Here is a 19402-nt window from a genome sequence, read left to right as displayed (position 1 = left end):
GAGGACCGCTTCTCGCCCCCGGAAGGCCATCCCATGAGCACCGACGTACCCGTCACCCCCGACCCCCGGCGCTGGCTCGCGTTGGCTGTCGTGATGACCGCGAGCCTGATGGACATGGTCGACGTCACCATCGTCAACATCGCCGTCCCGAGCATCCAGCGGGACACCGGCGCCTCGTTCAGCGCGATCCAGTGGATCACCGCCGGTTACGCGCTGGCCTTCGCCATCGGCCTGATCACCGGCGGGCGCCTCGGCGACATCTACGGTCGCAAGAGGCTGTTCCTGCTGGGCATCGGCGGCTTCACCATCGCGTCCGCACTGTGCGGCCTGGCCGCGAACCCGGACATGCTGGTCGCCACCCGGATCCTGCAGGGCGCGGCGGGCGCGATGATGGTTCCGCAGGTGCTCTCAATCATCCACACCACCTTCCCGGCGAACGAGCGCGGCAAGGTCTTCGGGATGTTCGGCGCGATGATCGGCCTGGGTGCGGTCACCGGTCCGCTGTTCGGCGCCCTGCTCACCCAGTGGAACCTGTTCGGCCTGCAGTGGCGCCCGATCTTCCTGATCAACCTGCCGGTCGGCATCGCCGGACTCGTCCTCGGCGTCCGCTACATCACCGAGTCCAAGGCCCCCAAGGCGATGCGGCTCGACCTGGTCGGCGTGGCCCTGGTCAGCGTCGGACTGCTGATGCTGCTCTACCCGCTGACGCAGGGCCAGCAGTCCGGCTGGCCGGTCTGGGGCTTCGTGTCGATGGGTGCGAGCCCGCTGGTCTTCGCCCTGTTCGTCCGGTACGAGCGGGCCAAGGCGCGCAAGGACGGGTCGCCGCTGGTCGAGCTGTCGCTGTTCCGGGTGAAGAGCTTCGCGGCGGGCATCGGCGTGCAGCTCGTCTTCGGGATCGTGGCAGGCATCTTCTTCCTGGTCTGGACCCTGTACATGCAGATCGGCCTGGGCTGGAGCCCGCTGCGGGCCGGGCTGACCGGGCTGCCGTTCGCGCTCGGCGTGTCGACGGCCGCGGGACTCTCCGTGCAGCTGCTGGTGCCGCGGTTCGGCCGCAAGGTACTGCAGGCCGGGGCGCTGGTGATGGCCGCGGGCACCGGGATCTACGTCTGGGAGATCGGCCGCTACGGCGGGGGCATCCACTCCTGGCAGATGATGCTGCCGCTGCTGGTGATGGGCGCGGGCATGGGTCTGATCGTGGCGCCGCTGACCGACTCGGTGCTGTCCGAGGTGCCGCGCGAGCACGCGGGCTCGGCGTCCGGGCTGATCAACACGACCAACCAGCTGGGTGTGGCGCTGGGCATGGGCCTGGTCTCGGTGTGCTTCTTCGGGGTCGTCGAGCACGGGGACCGGGCACGGCAGACGGCGGCGCAGATCTTCGGCGCCGGATTCACCGACTCGCTGGGGTGGGTCGCCGGCGGGCTGCTGCTGGCCTTCGCGCTGATGTTCGCCCTGCCCAAGCGGGCCAAGCAGCACACGGAGGACACCGGGGACGTCGCAGACGTCGCGAACGTCACCGGGACGGCGGTGAGCGCGGCTGCGGAGGAGGCCGAACTGGCCCTCGCCCCCTGAGCCGCAGCATGCGATACGACGAAGCGCGCCGCCCGGATCCGGGGCGGCGCGCCTCGTCGCGGGAGACCCGGCGGGGTACCTGTGCAACAACCTTACTGATCGGTAGGGTTGTCTCCTGCCACGGATCTGGCCGCAGAGTTGTCGAGAAGCGCCACCGGCGCGGAGAAGGAGCGCTGACGCCATGCCCGCAGACCTGGACGCACTCCTCGCCGACCTCGACGCCGAGAGCTCGGAACTCGATGCGCTGGTAGCCGGGCTCTCCGACGCCCAGTGGCAGCTGGCGACCCCTGCGGAGGGCTGGGACATCGCCCACCAGATCGCGCACCTGGCCTGGACCGACCGGGCGGCGGTCGCCGCGGCGGATCCGGACCCGGCGCCCTTCGAGGCCGTCGTGGCGGCGGCTCTCCTCGTCCCCGACAGCTTTGTCGACGCGGGCGCGGAGGAGGGCGCGCACCCGCCCTATGATCTGCTGCTCGCGCGTTGGCGGGAGGGGAGGGCCCTGGTCGGCACGGCGCTGGCCGCCTGGGAGGCCCGGGAGCCGGGACGCCGGATGCCGTGGCTCGGGCCGCCGATGAGCCCGGCGTCGATGGCGACGGCCCGGATGATGGAGACCTGGGCACACGGCCAGGACGTCGCCGAAGCGCTCGGCGTGTCCCTGCCCGCGACCGATCGGCTACGGCACATCGCCCATCTCGGAGTCCGCACCAGAGACTTCGCCTTCATCAACCGTGGCGAGACGCCGCCGGAGGGGCCCTTCCGCGTCGAACTCGCCTCCCCTAGCGGCGAGCTGTGGACCTGGGGGCCAGAGGACGCCGAGCAGCGGGTGAGCGCGAGCGCCCTGGACTTCTGCCTGCTGGTCACCCGGCGGCGTCACCGCAACGAGCTCAAGCTCACCGTCCAGGGCGCCCAGGCGGAGCGCTGGTCGGACATCGCCCAGGCGTTCGCCGGCCCCCCTGGACGGGGCCCGGCACCGCGCCACAGCTGAGCTCCGCCGGAGCGGGCAGGGGCAGGGGCAGGAAGCCCGCTCGGCGGCGGGTGAGGCCGGTCAGGCCATCTCGTGGGGCTGGTACTCCCGTTCGCGCGACGGCGCCTGGTCGGTTTCGCGCGCGACATCCTTGCGGGTCACCGCCAGGAAGCCGACGAAGCCCGCGATCACCCCGGCGAGGGCCAGGCTGACCGGTCCGGTGCCCCAGGCGAGGCCACCGCGTACGTGCGACACGCCCATCCAGTCCGCGAACGAGGCGCCGAACGGCCGGGTCACGATGTAGGCGAACCAGAACGCGAAGATCCCGTTCAGACGGAACAGCCAGAAGGCGAGCGCGGGGACGGCGAACAGTGCGGCGAACATCACACCCGAGGAGAAGTACCCCAGGTGCAGGGTGACCGCGGTCATGTCCCCCGCGGCGGTGCCGAGCGCGAAGGTCGCCATGACGGTGGCCCAGTAGAACGCCTCGCGGCGGCGGGTGTGGATGCTGTGGATGGAGAGCGTCCGCTCCGACGCGTACCAGGCGACGAGGATCACGGCGAGGACGACCGTGAAGAACGGCGTGGACACCGCGTAGGGGATGCCGAGGCCGACATGCAGGACGTCGGCCGCCATCGTGCCGAACACGCTGACCATGACGACGGCGGTCCAGTAGATCCAGGCCACGTACCGGCCCACGGAGAACTGCAGCGCCAGGGAGGCCGCCAGGGCCACGCCGCCGATACCCACCGCGATCATGGGATCGAGGACGTGGGCGAGGTAGTCCGACGTCGTCTCACCCATGCCGGTCGTGAGGATCTTGGTGATCCAGAAGTAGACCGTCACCTCCGGGACCTTGCTCATCGCGCGCTGTAGCGGGGCCACGGGGCCGTGCTGCCGGTGTTGGCCAGTCGTCATGGCGCAAAGAATGGCACACCAATCTCAACAGTCCCGAACTCCCCCTTCTTACCTCGGCGCAGGACCCGCTCCGGCACTGCACCTCGGCGAGCGGTCGCGCGCGCCGACGCGCCATGCGCACAACTCCCCGACATCAGCGAGGCCCGCAGTTCATCCTCCCCATGTCCGGCGTTCGTGTCGCCGTGTCTGCCAGTCCGTCTGGAAGCCGGACCGTCTCCCTCGTCCGGCGGCGACGGGCGTTGGACACGGGGCCAGGTGGGGAGAGAGAGGCACGGGATGGGACACGCGAGGTTCCTGATCGTCACGAGACCGGCCCGGACCGACACCTTTGAGGAGGTCCGCATGGCCTGGCGGCTGCTGAGCGCCAACAACCGCGAGCTCGGTCGCAGCCTGACCGACTTCCTCGACGAGGACTCCTGCCGGGAGGCCGTGGCCTGGCTCCGCGACAACGTCGAGCGGGCGGCCTCGGTGATGTGCACGGTCCAGCCCAGCGCGATGTGGGGCTGGCGGCTGGACATCGACGAGCGCCCGGTGGCCCTGTCCGCCCGGGCCTACCGCAGGCAGCGTGAGTGCCGGTACAACCTGGCGCAGTTCCGGGCCGGGGTACTGGACGCCGATCCGGCCGCACCCCGTGCGCGGAACGAGCTGACGGCCTGATGAGGCGCGCAGACGCCGCGCGGTCGGCGACTCCCCGGAACCCGACCCCCCAGAACCCGACTCCCCAGAACCCTCCGGTGCCCGAGAACCCCTCGCCGCCCGACACCGACACCCGTCGTGTCCTCAGCGCCAACCCCGGGCTGGGCGACCGGCTGTTCCAGGGCGGAGCCCGCGGCAGCGGCGCGCTCGTCCTCGCCGTGATGCTCGCGGTGGGCACCTTCCTGGCGTACCAGGCGGCACAGGCACTGAAGGTGGGCGGCTTCGCCTTCCTCACCACCCAGACCTGGGAGCCGGACGCGGGCCACGGCCACTTCGGCATCGCCGCCGTGCTCTGCGGAACGGTACTGATCGGGCTGCTGGCGGTGTCGCTGGCACTGCCGATGGCGCTGGCGGCCGCGCTCTACATCTCCGAGTACGCGCCCCGGCAGCTCAAGCAGACTCTGATCAGCCTGGTCGACCTGATGGCCGCGGTGCCCAGCGTCGTCTACGGACTGTGGGGCTTCTTCTTCCTGGAGCAGCGGATGACCGGGCTGGCCCGGTGGATCTCCACGTACTTCGGCTGGATCCCGCTGTTCAAGGTCGACGGGGCCGACCCCAACGACCCGCTCGCACCGGTGGCCGCGTACACCTCCTCCACCTTCATCGCCGGGACGGTGGTGGCCTTCATGATCACACCGATCATGTGCTCGGTGATGCGCGAGGTCTTCGGCCAGGCACCGCCGGGGGAGCGGGAGGGCGCGTACGCGCTGGGCGCCACCCGCTGGGGCGTGATCCGTTCCGTGGTGCTGCCGTACGGGCGCGGCGGAGTCATCGGCGGAACCATGCTGGGCCTCGGCCGGGCCCTGGGCGAGACGATCACCGTCTACATGATCATCTCCATGGTCTTCGCGATCCAGCCGCACCTGCTGCAGAGCGGTGCGAGCACCGTGTCCGCGCTCATCGCCCTGCACTACGGGGACTCCTCCTCGTTCGGCATCTCCGCCCTGATGGCAGCCGGATTCGCCCTCTTCCTGATGACCCTGGCCGTGAACTTCGCCGCCTCAGCCGTGGTCGCCCGTAGCCGCTCCGGAGCCAGCACATGAGCACCACCACGCCGCAGACGCCGACGGATCAGGCGCCAACGCCGCCGACGCCGCCAACGCCCCAGCCGCCGACCGCCGAGGCCCCCCGCACCACCCTGCCGGTGCGCGCACCGCTCCCGCCGGGCGCGGCGGAGTCCCGCCGCCGCCCCGGCGCCGGCCGGGCCAGTGACGCGTACGCGCTGCTCGGCGCGCTGGCCGGGGCGATCGGGCTGACCACCCTGCTCTTCCGCTACCTGCTGCCGCTCAACGGCCCGCTGGGCTTCACCGTCACCACCTGGCTGATCTTCCTCGGCCTGTACGGGCTGCTGGTCGCCCAGGACGAGAACGGCCTGGCGGTGCGCGACCGGCTGGCCGCCGCCGTGATCCACAGCATCGCCGCACTGGTCCTGCTCGCCCTGTTCTTCACCATCGGCTTCACCCTCTACAAGGGCGCCCAGGCGCTTCCGCACCGCAACTTCTACACCCAGGACATGTCCGGGGCGAGCTCGCTCACCCCGCTGACCACCGGTGGTGTGCTGCACGCCGTGGTCGGCACGCTGGAGCAGATCGGCATCGCCCTGCTGATCACCGTGCCGCTCGGGGTGAGCTGCGCGGTCTTCCTCACCGAGGTGCCCGGCCGCTTCGCGCGCTTCGTGCGCACCATCGTCGAGGCGATGACCGCTCTGCCCTCGGTCCTCGCCGGGCTGTTCATCTACGCCGTGTTCGTGCTGCTCCTCGGCCTGGGGCGGAGCGGGTTCGCGGCGGGATGCGCGCTCGCGGTGATGATGCTGCCGATCATCATCCGCGCCTCGGACGTGGTGCTGCGACTGGTGCCCGGATCGCTCAAGGAGGCGTCCTACGCCCTGGGTTCGGGCAAGCTGCGCACGGTGTGGCAGGTGGTGCTCCCCACCGCGCGCTCCGGGCTGACCACCGCGGTGATCCTGGGCACGGCCCGGGGGATCGGCGAGACCTCACCGGTGCTGCTCACCGCCGGCTACAACAAGGCCTTCAACGCGGACCCCTTCCACGGCCCCCAGGTCTCCCTGCCGCTGCTGGTCTTCACCCTGGTCCGGCTGCCCTCGACGGCGCAGATCGCCCGGGGGTTCGGGGCGGCAGCGGTGCTGCTGGTGCTGGTGCTCGCGCTGTTCGTGGTCGCCCGGATCATCGGCGGCCGCGCTCCCGGTCAGCTGACGAACCGCCAGCAGCGGCGCAGGAGGACCGCCTCCGCCCGCACCGCGGCCCGCTTCGCGCCACCGGCCGCCGTCGGCACACCGCCCACCCTCATGCCTGCCAACGCCGTGTCCCGCAACACCCCCGACACCCCCGACCGGAAGGAATCCGTGGTGCGCCGCAGTACCTCCGCCCTGCTGCACCGAGGGGCGGCGCCGGTCGCGGCGCTGCTGATGCTCGCCCTCGGACTGGTGCTGAGCGCCGCACCCAGGGCCGCCGCCAGCAACTACGTCCCCATCTCCGGTGCGGGCTCCACCTGGAGCAGCAACGCCATCGACGCCTGGACCACCAACGTCAAGCAGTACGGCATGCAGATCAACTTCGACGCCACCGGCTCCTCCGACGGCCGGGCCAAGTTCAAGAACGGCGCGGTGGACTTCGGGGTCTCCGAGATCCCCTACGGCCTGACCGACCAGGGCGTCTACGAGGCCCCGCCGTCCCGGCACTTCGCCTACATGCCGATCGTCGCGGGCGGTACCTCGTTCATGTACAACCTCAAAATCAACGGGCAACGGGTGACCAACCTGCGGCTGTCCGGAGCGACCATCGCCGGGATCTTCACCGGCACCATCACCCGGTGGAACGACCCGGCGGTCGCCGCAGACAACCCCGGGCTCACCCTGCCCGCCCGGCAGATCGTCCCGGTGGTCCGCTCGGACGGCTCCGGCACCACGGCCCAGTTGACCACCTGGATGAGCCTGCGCCAGCAGTCGCTCTGGGACGCCTACTGCGTCAAGGCCGGGCGCACCGCCCCCTGCGGGGTCACCTCCTTCTACCCGACCGTTCCCAGCAAGGGCTTCATCGCGCTGAGCGGCTCCCAGGGTGTCTCAGGCTTCGTGGCCCAGGACCAGAACGAGGGCTCGATCACCTACGTCGAGTACTCCTACGCCCTCAACACCGGTTTCCCGGTGGCGAAGATGCTCAACGCCGCCCACTACTACGTGGCGCCGACGGCACCCGACGTCGCGGTGGCGCTGACCCAGGCCCGGATCAACGCGGACCTCACCCAACAGCTCACCGGGGTCTACGACAGCACAGACCCGCGCACCTACCCGCTGTCCAGCTACAGCTACATGATCCTGCCCACGGCCCTGGAGAGCGGGTTCAACCAGGACAAGGGCCGCACCCTGGGGGCCTTCGCCTACTACTTCCTCTGCCAGGGCCAGCAGCAGGCCCCTGACCTGGGCTACTCCCCACTACCGATCAACCTGGTCCAGGCGGCGCTGAACCAGGTGCGCAGGATCCCGGGCGTGGTGGCCCAGAACATCACCATCAGCTCCTGCAACAACCCGACCTTCTCCACCGACGGCACCAACACCCTCGCGAAGACCGCCCCGTATCCGGCCGCCTGCGACAAGCAGGGGACCGTGCAGTGCGGAGCCGGCGGCGGCGCGGGTACGGGCGGCGGTTCGGGAGGCACGGCAGGCGCGGGCGGCGGCACGAACGGCGCCGGCGGCGGAGCCCCCGGTACCGGCGCCACGTCCGGGACCGCGGGTACCGGAGCCGCGACCGCCGGGACCGGAACGACGAACGGCGCGGGGGCCGGCAAGGCGGCAGGGGCGACCTCGGCCGGTGCGGCAGCTGCGGCGGACCCGGGGCTGGCGGGCGGCGGCGGCGGGTCCACCGGGGGTGGCTCCTCGGGTGGCGGCGCACAGGTCGTCGCCGATCCGGTGGCGATCGCCGCCACCTCCGGCAGCGGACTGCAGCACACGCTGATGCTGCTGGCCGGACTGCTGCTGGGCTCGATCGTGGTCCTGCCACCGGTGATCGCACGCCGGGCCGCACGCCGCAGGGCAGGTCTCTGATGACCAGATCCAACTCCGGCTCCAGCTCCAAGTCCCGTTCCGGTTCTGGTTCCGGTTCCACATCACTGTCACGGGCGCTGCGCACCGCGCTGTGCGCAGCGCTGCTGCTGGTCGCGACGGCAGGGGTGAACGCCTCCGGAGACCACCGGGATCCGATCGGCGCTTCCGCGGCCGGCCCGGCCGCTAGCCCGTCCGTCGCCATCGACCCGATCACCGGCGCCCCGGTGCCGGTCGACTCCCCGGCCGCGCCCGCACCCGCTGCGGCGGGCTCGCCCGCACCGGCGGGCTCGGCCACCGGCACGACCCCGGTGCTGCCGGGCCACCCGGTCGTCCAGACAGGCTCCAGTTCCGGCTCGGCGATCACCGTGCACGGCACCGGCCCCTTCGCCGGGCTCGCTGTGACGGTCAGTCAGACGGCGGACCTGGTCGACCAGGTCGTCAACGTCAGCTGGACCGGGGGCAAGCCCACCGTGCCCAACCCCACCACCTTCGCCCAGGACTACCTGGAGATCATGCAGTGCTGGGGTGACGCCGCCACCGGACCGGACCGCACCCAGTGCCAGTACGGCGCGGACAAGGGCGACACCCGCGGCGGCGCGTATGTGCCCAGCCGCCAGCTCAACTACGGCACGGCGCTGGTCGACCCGCTGGAACCGCTGAAGCAGACGACGCCCAACGTCAACGTCTACGTCCCCTTCACCAGCGTGAACGGGGTCACCGAGACCGGTTCGGGCAGCCAGTTCTTCGACCTGGGCTCCACCAACGAGGTGCCGTTCGCGCCGACCAGGGCCGATGGCAGCGGGCAGGTCTACTTCGAGACCCAGACCGGCCTGGAGGCTCCGGGGCTCGGCTGCGGCCAGACCCCGGACCACCCCAGGACGCCGCCGACGGAGGGCCGCCGCTGCTGGCTGGTCGTGGTTCCGCGCGGTGAGACCGAGGTCGACGGCAGCACTCCGACCACCAACTCCGGCCAGTTGCAGTCCTCCCCGCTGTCCACCAGCAACTGGCAGCACCGCATGGTGGTGCCACTGCACTTCGCCCCGCTGGGCCTGAACTGCCCGATCGGCAGCGCCGAACGCCTCACCTACGGCACCGAGGTCGTGCAGGAGGCGCTGACCCGCTGGCAGCCGGTGCTCTGCCGGAAGACCCCGGCGATCTTCGGCTACACGAAGATCGACGACGATCTGGCCCGGGCCAAGCTCACCACCGGCGCCGATCCCGGCCTGGTCTTCGTGTCCGATCCGGTGCCGCCCTCGCTGGTGCCGACCGGACGGACCCCCGTCTACGCCCCCGTCGCGCTGTCCGGGGTGACCATCGCCTTCGACGTGGAGAGCCAGTCCTACGCCAGCGCGCCGGACGCGGTGCGCAAACGGGAGGGGCAGCGGATCCCGCAGATCAAGCTCACCCCGCGGCTGGTGGCCAAGCTGCTCACTCAGTCCTACCGCTACGCGGTCGGCTACGCCGCCACCGACGTCCAGAACAACCCCTTCGACCTGACCACCGACCCCGACTTCCTGAAGTTCAATCCGGCGTTCGTCCCGCTGGCCTTCCCCTCCCGGATCGCCGACATGCTGGTCCCGCTCGGGCAGTCCGACAGTGCCCGGCACCTGTGGGCCTGGGTCGAGGCCGACCCCGACGCACGTGCCTTCCTGGCCGGGACCAAGGACCCCTGGGGCATGCAGGTCAATCCCAACTACACCGCGGACAAGCTGAACCTGCCGCGCGACGACTTCCCCAAGAGCGACCCCTACTGCCAGACGTTCCCCAACGACCCGAACGGCCGCCCGCCGTGGTGCACGTTGGACGCGCACCCCTACGCCAACGGCATGCACGACGCGGCCCGTTCCGCCGCCCGCGGCGACACCCTCTCCCGCTCGATCTGGGACGCCACCGCGACGCCGCCCCAGCTGAAGAAGGCGGCGCCGCAGCCGCAGGGGCTGCGCGGAATCCTCTCCGTCACCGACACCGCGACCGCCGCGCGGTACGGGCTGAACACCGCGCTGCTGCTCAACGGAGCCGGGCAGTTCACCGCCCCGACCACGACCTCGATGCTGGCGGCGGAGGCGGCCATGACGACCGTGCCGGGCACCAGCGTGCGGCTGCTGCCGCCGGGATCCAAGGCCGCCGGGGCGTACCCGCTCACTGTGGTCAGCTACGCCGCGACCGTGCCCGGCCTGCTCAAGCCGGCCGTGGCCAAGGACTATGCCGCGCTGATCCGCTACGCCACCACCTCGGGCCAGCAGCCCGGCGTGCAGGCGGGCCAACTGAGCGACGGCTACGTGCCGTTGCCGCAGACCCTGCGCAGCCAGGCGATGACCGCCGCGCTGGCCGTTGAGTCCGGCAGCACGGGAGGCGGCTCCGCCGGAGGGGGCCGGACATCCGGGGGGTCCACCGGCGGCGGGGCGGCGGGCGGCGGCGGCGGCAGCGCGGGCGGCTCGGCCGGTACGTCGGCCGGGACGTCGGCGGGAACCTCCGCGGGGACATCGGCGGGAACCTCGGCCGGGGCCTCCGGCGGCGGCTCCGGACAACCCTCCGCCGCCCACGCCGTGACCAGCCTCGCTCCCACGACGCCTTCCGTGCAGGTCACCGCCCGTACCGCACGGACACCGGTCGGGCCCGTCCGCTACCTGTTCCTGGGCCTGCTCGCGGCCGGAGCCGCGGCGGGGCTGGCCGGGCCGCTGCTGCCGAGGTACCTGCGCCGACGCCGAAGCTGACCGCCCGTTCTCCCCGCCGCCCCGCGCCGCAGGCCGCTCCGCCGTTCAGACCGCTCCACCCCACAGGCCGCTCCGCCGTTCAGACCGCTCCACCCCACAGACCGCTCCGCCCCGCCGTCCGGAGCCCTCCGGCCGCGCCCCCGCTCCACCGTCGAAAGGGATGCATCTCCCATGAGCACCATGCTCAAGCTCCTCGCTGCCGCCGCAGGCGTCGGTCTCCTGGCAGTCGGCGCCGGCACCGCCCAGGCGGACCCGGTCGGCCCGCCGACCTTCCGTCCGCTCGCCGGCGTCGGCTCCGACACCACCCAGGGCGTGATGAACGCCCTGTCCAACGCGATCACCATCAACGGCAACAAGGTGATCGGCTCCTACGACGCGGTCGGCTCCCCCACCATCGCCACCCAGGCCGGCACCGCCTGCCAGGCCGTCGCCCGGCCGAACGGCTCGGGCGCCGGACGCACCGCTCTGCTCAACTCGCTGGGCGCGGCCAACGGCTGCCTCCAGTTCTCCCGTTCCTCCAGTCTGAACACGACCCCGTCGAGCCCCGGCCTCACCTACATCCCCTACGCCGTGGACGCGGTCACCTACGCGATCACCCCGGGCAGCGCGCTGCCGCGCACGCTCACCCTCGTCGACCTGCACGGCATCTACACCTGCGACCCCAACTACGTCGGCACCGCCCCCTCCTACTCGATCCACCCGCTGCTGCCGCAGGCCGGTTCCGGCACCCGCAGCTTCTGGGAGTCCACCGTCGGCATCGCCGACGCCGACGTGGTCTCCGGCAAGTACCCCTGCATCAGCGACACCAAGGGCGGCAAGCCGATCGAGGAGCACGACGGCCGCGTCCTCGACGACACCTCCATCGCACCGTTCTCCATCGCCCAGTACATCGCCCAGGGCGCCGGCACCCTCGCCGACCTGCGCGGCTCCGCGGTGCTCGGCAGTATCGGCGGCACCCCCTCGCTGCTGCTCAACACCGGCTCCGCCGCCACCCGCGAGGTCTACAACGTGATCCCCAGCACCCAGGTCGGGGTCGCCCCTTACAGCACCGTCTTCGTCGGCGCCGGATCGGCGATCTGCCAGCAGAGCAGCGTCATCAAGTCGTACGGCTTCGGCCTCGACGCCAACTGCGGCGACACCTCCAAGACCTCCGGCTGACAAGGCCTGCAACTGACCGTCGCGCCACCGCAACGCCGCACTACCGCTCCGCCCGCACCACCGTCCCACCGGCTCTTCCCTCCACCACAGAAGGCGAGTCCCACCGTGTCCACCAACCGCCTGCCCAAGCGCATCGCGCTCGGCACCGCGACCATGCTGGCCTCCGGCACGCTGGCACTGCTCGGCGCCCCCGCCGCGCATGCCGACACCATCCTCGGCACGCTGACCGCCACCCCGGCCACCGGCGCGGACAGCGACGGAATGAGCTTCACCACGTCGGGCGCCTGCCCCAGCGGCACCAACCTGCTCATGTTCGTGACGGGCGCGGGCTTCCCGGCCGCCGGCACCAACGTGGTCGGCAACTCGGCGATCTCGATCTACCAGCAGACCCCGGCCGGCGGATATGTCGTCCCGCTGTTCAACACCATGAAGTGGTTCGCCCAGCAGGCCGGCATCACCGCCCTGTCCGGCCAGTACAACTTCACCCTGGTGTGCAAGAACCCCTTCGGCGCCACGACCTTCGGCGACTTCACGGGCAGCATCTGGTTCACCAGCCCGACCACGTACACCTCGACCAACCCCAGCCAGCAGAGCACGACCACCACCCTGTCGGTCACCCCGGCCAGCCCGGCCGCCGCCGGCAGCTCGGTCACCCTGAGCGCCCAGGTCTCCCCGACCGCCGCAGGCTCGGTGCAGTTCTTCGACGGCACCACCGCCCTCGGCAGCCCGGTGGCCGTGGCCAACGGCGCCGCCGCCCTCACCACCTCCGCGCTGAGTGTCGGCGCGCACCAGCTGACCGCGGCGTTCACCTCCACGGACCCGGCCTTCGGCAACTCGACCTCCACCGCGACCTCGTACACCGTCAGCCCGGCGGGCGCGGCGGCCACCACCACCGCCCTGGCCGTCACCCCCGGGGGCTCGGCCGCCGCCGGCACCCCGATCACCCTGACCGCCACCACCACCCCGTCCGGCGCGGCCGGCACGGTGACCTTCACCGACGCCAGCAACGGGACCGTCCTCGGCACGCAGGCCGTCGCCGCCGGCAGCGCCTCGCTCACCGTCAGCACGCTGGCCCAGGGCGACCACTCGCTGACCGCGTCCTTCGCACCCGCCGACTCCACCGCCTACGCCGCCTCCACCTCCGTGGCGGTGCCCTTCACCGTCAGCGCCCCCACCGGTGGCGGAACCGGCGGCGGCGCGACCGGCACCGAGAACATCACCACCACGGTCGCCTCCGGCGCCCTGGTGCTCAGCGTGGCCGGGTCCAACGTGAACCTGCCCCCGCTGACCCTCAACTCCACCAGCACCCTGTTCGCGGCGGCCGGTCCGATCCAGACCGTCACCGTGACCGACACCCGTGCCGGCGCGCCCGGCTGGTCGCTCAGCGGCCAGGTCGCCGACTTCACCTCGGGTACCCACTCCATCAGCGCCGAGAACCTCGGTTGGGCCCCCAACCTGGTGAACAAGGGCGACGGCCTCAAGGTCACCCTGGGCGGGAACGTCGCCCCGGCGAACGCGGTCGCCCCCGGCGACTCGGGCGCTCTGGGCCTCAAGTCCTCCCGCACCCTGGCCACCGCGACCGGTCTGGGCACCGCGCAGATCGGCGCCGACCTCTCCCTGGTCGCGCCGACCTCCACGCAGGCCGGCACCTACACCGGCGTGCTCACCCTGACTGCGATCTGACGATCCGTCACCAGTGGTCCCCGCCGCGTCGCAGCCCGCGACGCGGCGGGGCTCCCGCTCCTCCCGCACCCCGCCGCACCAAGAGGACGAGCCCGCGATGACACGCCCCGTACCGAACCGGCCCCGACCCCGCCTCGCCGCGCTGGTCGCGCTGCTCGCGGTGCTGCTCCTCGGCCTCGGCGCGGCTCCCGCCGCCGGGGCCGCCGGGCTCGCGCCCACGCTCCCGCGAGCACAGCAGCAGCAGACCTTCGGCATCCAGCCCGCCAGCGCGTCCGGACCCGACACCCGGACCGGTTACACCTTCGCAGCCTCCCCGGGCGCGCAGCTCAAGGACCATGTGGCGGTGTGGAACTACGGCGACCAGCCGCTGACCCTCACCCTCTGCGCGGCCGACGCCTTCAACACCGACAGCGGCGGCTACGACGTGCTTCCCGCCGGAAAGCCGTCCAGCGACATCGGCTCCTGGGTGCACCTGGCCGCAGCAAGCGTCCAACTGCCGCCACGTACCCGGCAGATCGTGCCCTTCACGCTCGCCGTGCCTACTGCGGCCACGCCCGGCGACCACTCCGGCGGCATCGTGCTGTCGCTGCGTCGGCACACGGTCGACGCCAAGGGCAACGCCGTCGCCGTCGACCAGCGGGTCGGCACCAGGATCCACCTGCGGGTGCCCGGAGCGCTGCGGCCCCGACTCGCGGTGGAGTCCGTGCACGTCGTCTACCACGGCACGCTCAACCCCTTCGGCACCGGCAGCACCACCACGAGCTACCTGGTCCGCAACACCGGCAACGTGCGGCTGGCCGGGCACCAGGCGGTGCGCGTCCGAAACGCCCTGGGCAACCTGGTCACCGCGCGGGGACCGGCCGATCTCACCGAGCTGCTGCCGGGCAACACCGAGACCTACACCGTGCAGGTCTCCGGGGTTTTCCCCACCCTGTGGTCGACCGCCTCGGTCACCATCGACCCGCAGGCCCTGCCCGGTGACGTCGACCCGGCCCTGCCGAGCGCGACCAGCAGCGTCAGCTACGCGACCGTGCCGTGGACCCTGCTCGCGATCGTGCTGCCGCTGATCGCCCTGGCCGTACGGCAGTTCCTGCGCAGGCGCCGGCGGCGGACCGGCGGAGGCGGAACGCCGTCAGCGCCGCTCGTACCGCCCGTCCCCCCCGCGCCGACGGCCCCCGCCGGGCCGACCGTCCCCGCCGCCGAGGCCCCTGAAGTGGCCGAGGGCAAGACCGCGGTGCCCGAGGGCAAGACCGCGGCGCCCGTCACCGCGATGCTCGGTCTGGTGCTCCTGCTCGCCCTCGGCAGCGTGGCCGTAGCCGCGCCCCGCGCGCTCGCCGACGGCGGGACGGGCTCGGGCACCCTCGCCTTCGACTACGCCACCGGACACGACGACGACCCCATCGATGTCGTCACCTCCGGCCGGTGCCCGCACCCCGGCGACTGGCTGATGGCCTCCGTGAGCGGTGCGGGCTTCCCCGCGGCGGGCGCGTCCGTGCTCGGCCTCTCCTCTGCGGGGATCTACTCCGTCGCGGCCAACGGCGGCTACGTCGTCCCGCTGACCGAGACCCTGCGGGTGGTCGCCCAGCAGCACGGAGTGAGCGCGCTGCGCGGCCGCTACGTGGTCGACGTCTACTGCCGTGGTCGCTTCCTGCCGGCCCACCTGCGGGACTTCGACGGAGCCTTGACCTTCGGCGCGAAGGGCACCTGGACCGCCGAGCACGTGGCACCCGCCGGTCTGGCCCACGGCAGCGAGTCCACCGCGACCCCCTCGGTGGCCGCGGGCACCGCCAACGCCCCCACCGCCACCCCTGCCCCGCTCGCGCAGGCCGCCACGGCTGCCGGGGCAGGCACGCCGGTCGGCTCGGTGATCGCGATGGCCGGCGGCGGGGCCCTGCTGGCATTCCTCGGCGCGGCGCAGGTCCGGCGCCGCCGGGCCCAGGTCAAGGCGGCCCGGCGATGACACTCACCGAGGTCCATGCCCCCGCCGCGCACGCAGTCCCGAACCCCGCCGCCGCCCGGCGTACCGGCCCGGCCCCCGGGCTCACCTCCGCCCCTGCCGGACGCGGTCCGGACGCCGCCGGCGTCTACGGCGCGACCCTGTGCATCCTGGCCGCACTGCTGTTCGGCTTGCTGCTCGACGTCGGCCCGATCGGCGACCTGCGGCACGCCCGCGACAGCGAGACCTCCTACGCCGACCTGCGGCTGGCCTTCGCGCAGGGAACCGTCCCGGTCGGCCAGACCGGGACCGACGGCAAGCTGCTGGCGCTCGGCCAACCCGTGGCCCTGCTCACCATCCCGCAGCTGGCCCTGCGGGAGGTGGTCCACGAGGGCACCACCTCCGGGGTGCTCGCCTCAGGACCCGGTCACCGCCGGGACACCCCCCTGCCGGGCCAGGCCGGGACGAGCGTACTGATGGGCCGTCAGTCCGGCTTCGGCGGACCCTTCGGCCACATCGGCGAACTGCGGCCGGCCGAGACCTTCAGCCTGCTGACCGGTCAGGGCACCCAGGTCTACCGGGTCCTGGACGTGCGCCGCGCCGGCGACCCGCTGCCGCCCGCCCCTGCGGACGGCAAGGGCCGGCTGATCCTGGTCACCGCCGACGGCCCCGCGTTCATGCCGGACGGGGTACTGCTGGTCGACGCCGACCTGACCGGCACGGTGCGTCCCGCGCCCGACCGACCGCTGACCACCCAGGGACTCGGCCCGGCGGAACTGCCGATGGGCGGCGATCCGGCCGCCTGGGTCCCACTGGTGCTGTGGGGTGAGGCGCTGCTGCTCGCAGCCGTCGTGCTGACCCTGGCCCGGGTCCGCTGGGGCCGCTGGCAGGCCTGGATCGTCGGCGTGCCGGTCCTCGGCGCGCTCGGACTGTCCGTCGCCGACCAGGTGGTCCGCCTGCTGCCGAACCTCATCTGAAGCCCGTCACACCCCCCGCGTGAGAGGTACCGATCGATGTCCGTCACCGAGAGCACCGCAGAGACCGTGGTCCTGCCGGTCCAGCGCACCGCGCGTCCCGGCGGCCTGGAGGCCCGCGAGGTCTCGGCCTGGTTCGGCGACCACAAGGTGCTAGAACGCGTCTCGCTCACCATGCCCGCAGGTCAGGTGACCTCGCTGATCGGCCCCTCGGGCTGCGGCAAGTCCACCTTCCTGCGCATTCTCAACCGGATGCACGAGCTGATCCCGGCCGCCGCGCTCGGCGGTGAGGTGCTGCTGGACGGCGAGGACGTCTACGCCCCCGATCGTCGGCTCACCGACGCCAGGCGCCGAATCGGCATGGTCTTCCAGAAGCCCAACCCGTTCCCGGCGATGTCGATCTACGACAACGTCACCGCCGGGCTCAGGCTCACCGGCGTGCGCGCGTCCCGGTCCGAGCGGGACCGGCTGGTCGAGGAGTGCCTGGTCAAGGCGGGTCTGTGGACCGAGGTGCGGGACCGGCTGCGGCAGCCGGGTGGGGCACTCTCCGGCGGACAGCAGCAGCGGCTCTGCATCGCCCGCTCCCTGGCGGTCCGGCCCCAGGTGCTGCTGATGGACGAGCCCTGCTCCGCTCTGGACCCGACCTCCACCCGCCGGATCGAGGAGACCATCAGGGAGCTGGTGGCCGAGGTCACCATCGTGATCGTCACCCACAACATGCAGCAGGCTGCCCGGGTCTCCGACCAGTGCGCCTTCTTCCTCGCCGCGCAGGGCGTCCCCGGCGGGATCGTCGAGCACGGCCCGACCCAGGCGATGTTCGGCTCCCCGCAGGACTCACGCACCGCCGACTACGTCAACGGCCGCTTCGGCTAGGAGGTGTCCTCCCCGCCGATGCCCACGCGGCCTTGGCGACGAAGCCCACACCGGCGATGGCGGCGACGCCGTAGCTTACGGCCAGCGCGACGACGATCGCGAACCGACCGGCACCCATGTGATCGGGAAGCTTGTCGATCAGGTCCGCGATGCTGGTCAGCACGAATCCGAGCAAGGTGACGCCGACCAGGAACACCCCGAAGACCACCACGGTGTTGCTCGCGTTGGTGACCCGGTCGACGGAGGTCTGCGCGTCGCTGACCTCACGCTTCAGCTGGGCGAGCTCGGACTCCATCTCTCGCTGGCTCTGCTCGATCCGGGTCTGCAGATCCCTGACAGTGCTCTCCGTCTCGCTCCGCAGATCCTTGACGTTGCGAAAATACGCGAGCCCGCCGTCCTCCGTGTCGTGGTCCGCCCGGAAGAGCCTGCTGAGGTAGTCGAAGCCGACGTTCGACACCGACCGCAGCTGCGCCGCCGGCTCGATGTCGAAGAACTGTAGGTAGGCGATCTCGTCGCCCTCGCGCAGGTGGATGTCGATCGGGCCGACATTGGCGACGATGAAGTAGAGGCGCTCGTCGTGCTTCGGCACCCACCGGTCGGCCATCGAGTCGTAGGTCCTGCCGTATCCGGGGTGGACGGCCGCACCGTGCAGGATGAGCAGGCCCCGGGCCGACATGGCGAACTTGTCGCCGATCGTCGCCGTTATGTCGAAATCAAAGGAGAATTTCTCGATCGTGGAGATCAGGGCCGAATCACCCGGGGCCAGCGTGAACGCGGAAACCCGGCTCTGAGCCGTCACCGCCGTATACCTGGACTTCCCCGGAGCATCAGGAATGACCAGCAGGTCACCACCGAGTCGAACGCTGTACCCGGCTCCCAGTACCTGTTCGGGCCTCCATGAACCCGCCCGAAAGATCCGGTCCGGCTCGGCCAGCGCACTCAGGAGTCCAGCGCCGGAGAGGAGACGCCCGTCACCGTTCATCATCAGAGGAACCCCCACGCCATCGCCGCCGCCCCGCCGCCTGACTCCAGCATGCCGCCAAGCGGTCAGCTGGGTAGCCAACTTGGGGGAACCGCCCGCTGACCGTCCGGCGGGACGGAGCCGACCGGCTCGGCCGCCGCTCGGACACCGTCCCGTCCCTGGAGTCACAGCAGCCCGAGCGGCTACCATCGAAGGCGATGAAAGGTGCCAGGACAGCCCATCGGTCCCAACGGATTCGCTTCGTAGAGCAGGAACACGCATGACAGGCCACACCGTCGGCACTGGACGCAGCCGAACGACCGCCGTGGAGATCTCGCTGGCGAACAGCGGGCTTTTCGGGGACGAGTCCAATTTCGAGCAGCGGTACATCCAGGACTTCCAGCGCATCACCGAGATCGTGACTGCGCTGCGGGTGCTCGACATGCGGGTGGTGCTGACGAGCGGCTCCTTCGACATCCTGCACGAAGGCCACTCCATGTATCTGGAGGCCGCCCGAAAGTTCGGCGACTTCCTCATCGTGGGCCTGGACAGCGACGAGAAGATTCGCGCCCGCAAGGGACCGAACCGGCCGGCCGTCCCCGAGATGGAGCGGCTGCGGATGGTCACGCACCAGCGCGGGGTCGGCCTGGTCACGCTCAAGAACCTGTCCGACGCCCGGTGGAGCCTGATCCAGGCGGTCCGGCCGGACGTCCTGGTGGCCACCGAGGACACCTACACCGAGGTGGAGATCAAGGAGCTCGAGGACGGCTACTGCGGGAAGGTGATCGTCCTCGAACGCATGGCGACGGTGAGCACCTCCGCACGCCTCCGCAGAATCCAGCTGGGCCTTACGGACTCCGGGGCGACGCATCCCACCGACGCCCCCCAGGGTGAGTGAG

Annotated in this window: 14 protein-coding genes; 12 read left to right on the top strand and 2 right to left on the bottom strand. The window is 71.7% G+C overall.

The annotated features are described in order from the left end of the window. The first annotated feature begins 33 nt into the window (after nt 1–33). Together ABIA33_RS00220 and ABIA33_RS00215 are read left to right on the top strand one after the other, a co-directional pair. Entirely contained in the window at nt 34–1569 is a 1536-nt protein-coding gene (locus ABIA33_RS00220) for an MFS transporter (RefSeq protein ID WP_370075539.1), read from the top strand. Nucleotides 1570–1750: 181 nt separating this feature from the next. Further along, nucleotides 1751–2554, top strand: a complete 804-nt coding sequence (locus tag ABIA33_RS00215) for a TIGR03084 family metal-binding protein (protein ID WP_370075537.1) — start codon at nt 1751–1753, stop codon at nt 2552–2554. 60 nt (nt 2555–2614) lie between these two features. Here ABIA33_RS00215 and ABIA33_RS00210 read toward each other — a convergent pair whose 3' ends face one another. Then, nucleotides 2615–3451, bottom strand: coding sequence for a hypothetical protein (locus tag ABIA33_RS00210; RefSeq protein ID WP_370075535.1), 837 nt, complete (start codon nt 3449–3451; stop codon nt 2615–2617). Between the two features lie 342 nt (nt 3452–3793). Here ABIA33_RS00210 and ABIA33_RS00205 point away from each other — a divergent pair, with 342 nt between their 5' ends. The 9 genes from ABIA33_RS00205 (at nt 3794) to ABIA33_RS00165 (ending at nt 17542) form a co-directional block, all read left to right on the top strand. Beyond that, complete coding sequence (locus ABIA33_RS00205) at nt 3794–4108, top strand: hypothetical protein (RefSeq protein ID WP_370075533.1); 315 nt, start codon at nt 3794–3796, stop codon at nt 4106–4108. 77 nt (nt 4109–4185) lie between these two features. Next, nucleotides 4186–5190: a phosphate ABC transporter permease subunit PstC gene (pstC, locus tag ABIA33_RS00200; RefSeq protein ID WP_370075531.1), complete on the top strand. Its 1005-nt coding sequence runs from the start codon at nt 4186–4188 to the stop codon at nt 5188–5190. Continuing rightward, the gene (gene pstA, locus ABIA33_RS00195; RefSeq protein WP_370075528.1) at nt 5187–8204 is read left to right on the top strand and encodes a phosphate ABC transporter permease PstA; all 3018 of its coding nucleotides are present in this window, start codon (nt 5187–5189) and stop codon (nt 8202–8204) included. The genes pstC and pstA overlap by 4 nt, the downstream gene beginning before the upstream one ends. Next, nucleotides 8204–10918 carry a hypothetical protein gene (locus ABIA33_RS00190; RefSeq protein ID WP_370075526.1) on the top strand — a complete coding sequence of 905 codons (2715 nt, stop codon included), beginning with the start codon at nt 8204–8206 and terminating at the stop codon, nt 10916–10918. Before pstA ends, ABIA33_RS00190 begins: the two co-directional genes overlap by 1 nt. A 171-nt stretch (nt 10919–11089) precedes the next feature. Continuing rightward, nucleotides 11090–12076, top strand: a complete 987-nt coding sequence (locus tag ABIA33_RS00185; RefSeq protein WP_370075524.1) for a hypothetical protein — start codon at nt 11090–11092, stop codon at nt 12074–12076. 105 nt (nt 12077–12181) lie between these two features. After that, nucleotides 12182–13759 carry an Ig-like domain repeat protein gene (locus tag ABIA33_RS00180; RefSeq protein ID WP_370075522.1) on the top strand — a complete coding sequence of 526 codons (1578 nt, stop codon included), beginning with the start codon at nt 12182–12184 and terminating at the stop codon, nt 13757–13759. A 97-nt stretch (nt 13760–13856) separates the two neighbouring features. Next, nucleotides 13857–15719: a hypothetical protein gene (locus ABIA33_RS00175; RefSeq protein ID WP_370075520.1), complete on the top strand. Its 1863-nt coding sequence runs from the start codon at nt 13857–13859 to the stop codon at nt 15717–15719. Beyond that, nucleotides 15716–16672 carry a sortase gene (locus ABIA33_RS00170; protein ID WP_370075518.1) on the top strand — a complete coding sequence of 319 codons (957 nt, stop codon included), beginning with the start codon at nt 15716–15718 and terminating at the stop codon, nt 16670–16672. Before ABIA33_RS00175 ends, ABIA33_RS00170 begins: the two co-directional genes overlap by 4 nt. Before the next feature lie 36 nt (nt 16673–16708). Further along, complete coding sequence (locus tag ABIA33_RS00165; RefSeq protein WP_370075516.1) at nt 16709–17542, top strand: phosphate ABC transporter ATP-binding protein; 834 nt, start codon at nt 16709–16711, stop codon at nt 17540–17542. Here the strand turns inward: ABIA33_RS00165 and ABIA33_RS00160 are convergent. Continuing rightward, on the bottom strand, nt 17523–18341 hold the full coding sequence (locus tag ABIA33_RS00160; RefSeq protein ID WP_370075514.1) for a hypothetical protein: 819 nt from the start codon (nt 18339–18341) through the stop codon (nt 17523–17525). The genes ABIA33_RS00165 and ABIA33_RS00160 overlap by 20 nt on opposite strands. 442 nt (nt 18342–18783) lie before the next feature. Here ABIA33_RS00160 and ABIA33_RS00155 point away from each other — a divergent pair, with 442 nt between their 5' ends. Then, nucleotides 18784–19401, top strand: coding sequence for an adenylyltransferase/cytidyltransferase family protein (locus ABIA33_RS00155; RefSeq protein WP_370075512.1), 618 nt, complete (start codon nt 18784–18786; stop codon nt 19399–19401). The last annotated feature ends 1 nt before the right edge of the window (nt 19402 follow it).

This window comes from Streptacidiphilus sp. MAP12-16 (genome assembly GCF_041262165.1).
Classification (GTDB): Bacteria; Actinomycetota; Actinomycetes; order Streptomycetales; family Streptomycetaceae; genus Streptacidiphilus.
The sequence above is the reverse complement of the archived record's forward strand: the minus strand, read 5'-3'. Positions and strand labels throughout refer to the sequence as shown.

What these genes read in the sequence shown, in the direction of transcription:
- ABIA33_RS00175 (WP_370075520.1), top strand. Translation starts at nt 13,857, where the DNA reads ATGACACGCCCCGTACCGAACCGGCCCCGACCCCGCCTCGCCGCGCTG.
- ABIA33_RS00215 (WP_370075537.1), top strand. Translation starts at nt 1,751, where the DNA reads ATGCCCGCAGACCTGGACGCACTCCTCGCCGACCTCGACGCCGAGAGC.
- ABIA33_RS00170 (WP_370075518.1), top strand. Translation starts at nt 15,716, where the DNA reads ATGACACTCACCGAGGTCCATGCCCCCGCCGCGCACGCAGTCCCGAAC.
- pstA (WP_370075528.1), top strand. Translation starts at nt 5,187, where the DNA reads ATGAGCACCACCACGCCGCAGACGCCGACGGATCAGGCGCCAACGCCG.
- ABIA33_RS00190 (WP_370075526.1), top strand. Translation starts at nt 8,204, where the DNA reads ATGACCAGATCCAACTCCGGCTCCAGCTCCAAGTCCCGTTCCGGTTCT.
- ABIA33_RS00210 (WP_370075535.1), bottom strand. Translation starts at nt 3,451, where the DNA reads ATGACGACTGGCCAACACCGGCAGCACGGCCCCGTGGCCCCGCTACAG.
- ABIA33_RS00185 (WP_370075524.1), top strand. Translation starts at nt 11,090, where the DNA reads ATGAGCACCATGCTCAAGCTCCTCGCTGCCGCCGCAGGCGTCGGTCTC.
- ABIA33_RS00165 (WP_370075516.1), top strand. Translation starts at nt 16,709, where the DNA reads ATGTCCGTCACCGAGAGCACCGCAGAGACCGTGGTCCTGCCGGTCCAG.
- ABIA33_RS00155 (WP_370075512.1), top strand. Translation starts at nt 18,784, where the DNA reads ATGACAGGCCACACCGTCGGCACTGGACGCAGCCGAACGACCGCCGTG.
- ABIA33_RS00220 (WP_370075539.1), top strand. Translation starts at nt 34, where the DNA reads ATGAGCACCGACGTACCCGTCACCCCCGACCCCCGGCGCTGGCTCGCG.
- ABIA33_RS00205 (WP_370075533.1), top strand. Translation starts at nt 3,794, where the DNA reads ATGGCCTGGCGGCTGCTGAGCGCCAACAACCGCGAGCTCGGTCGCAGC.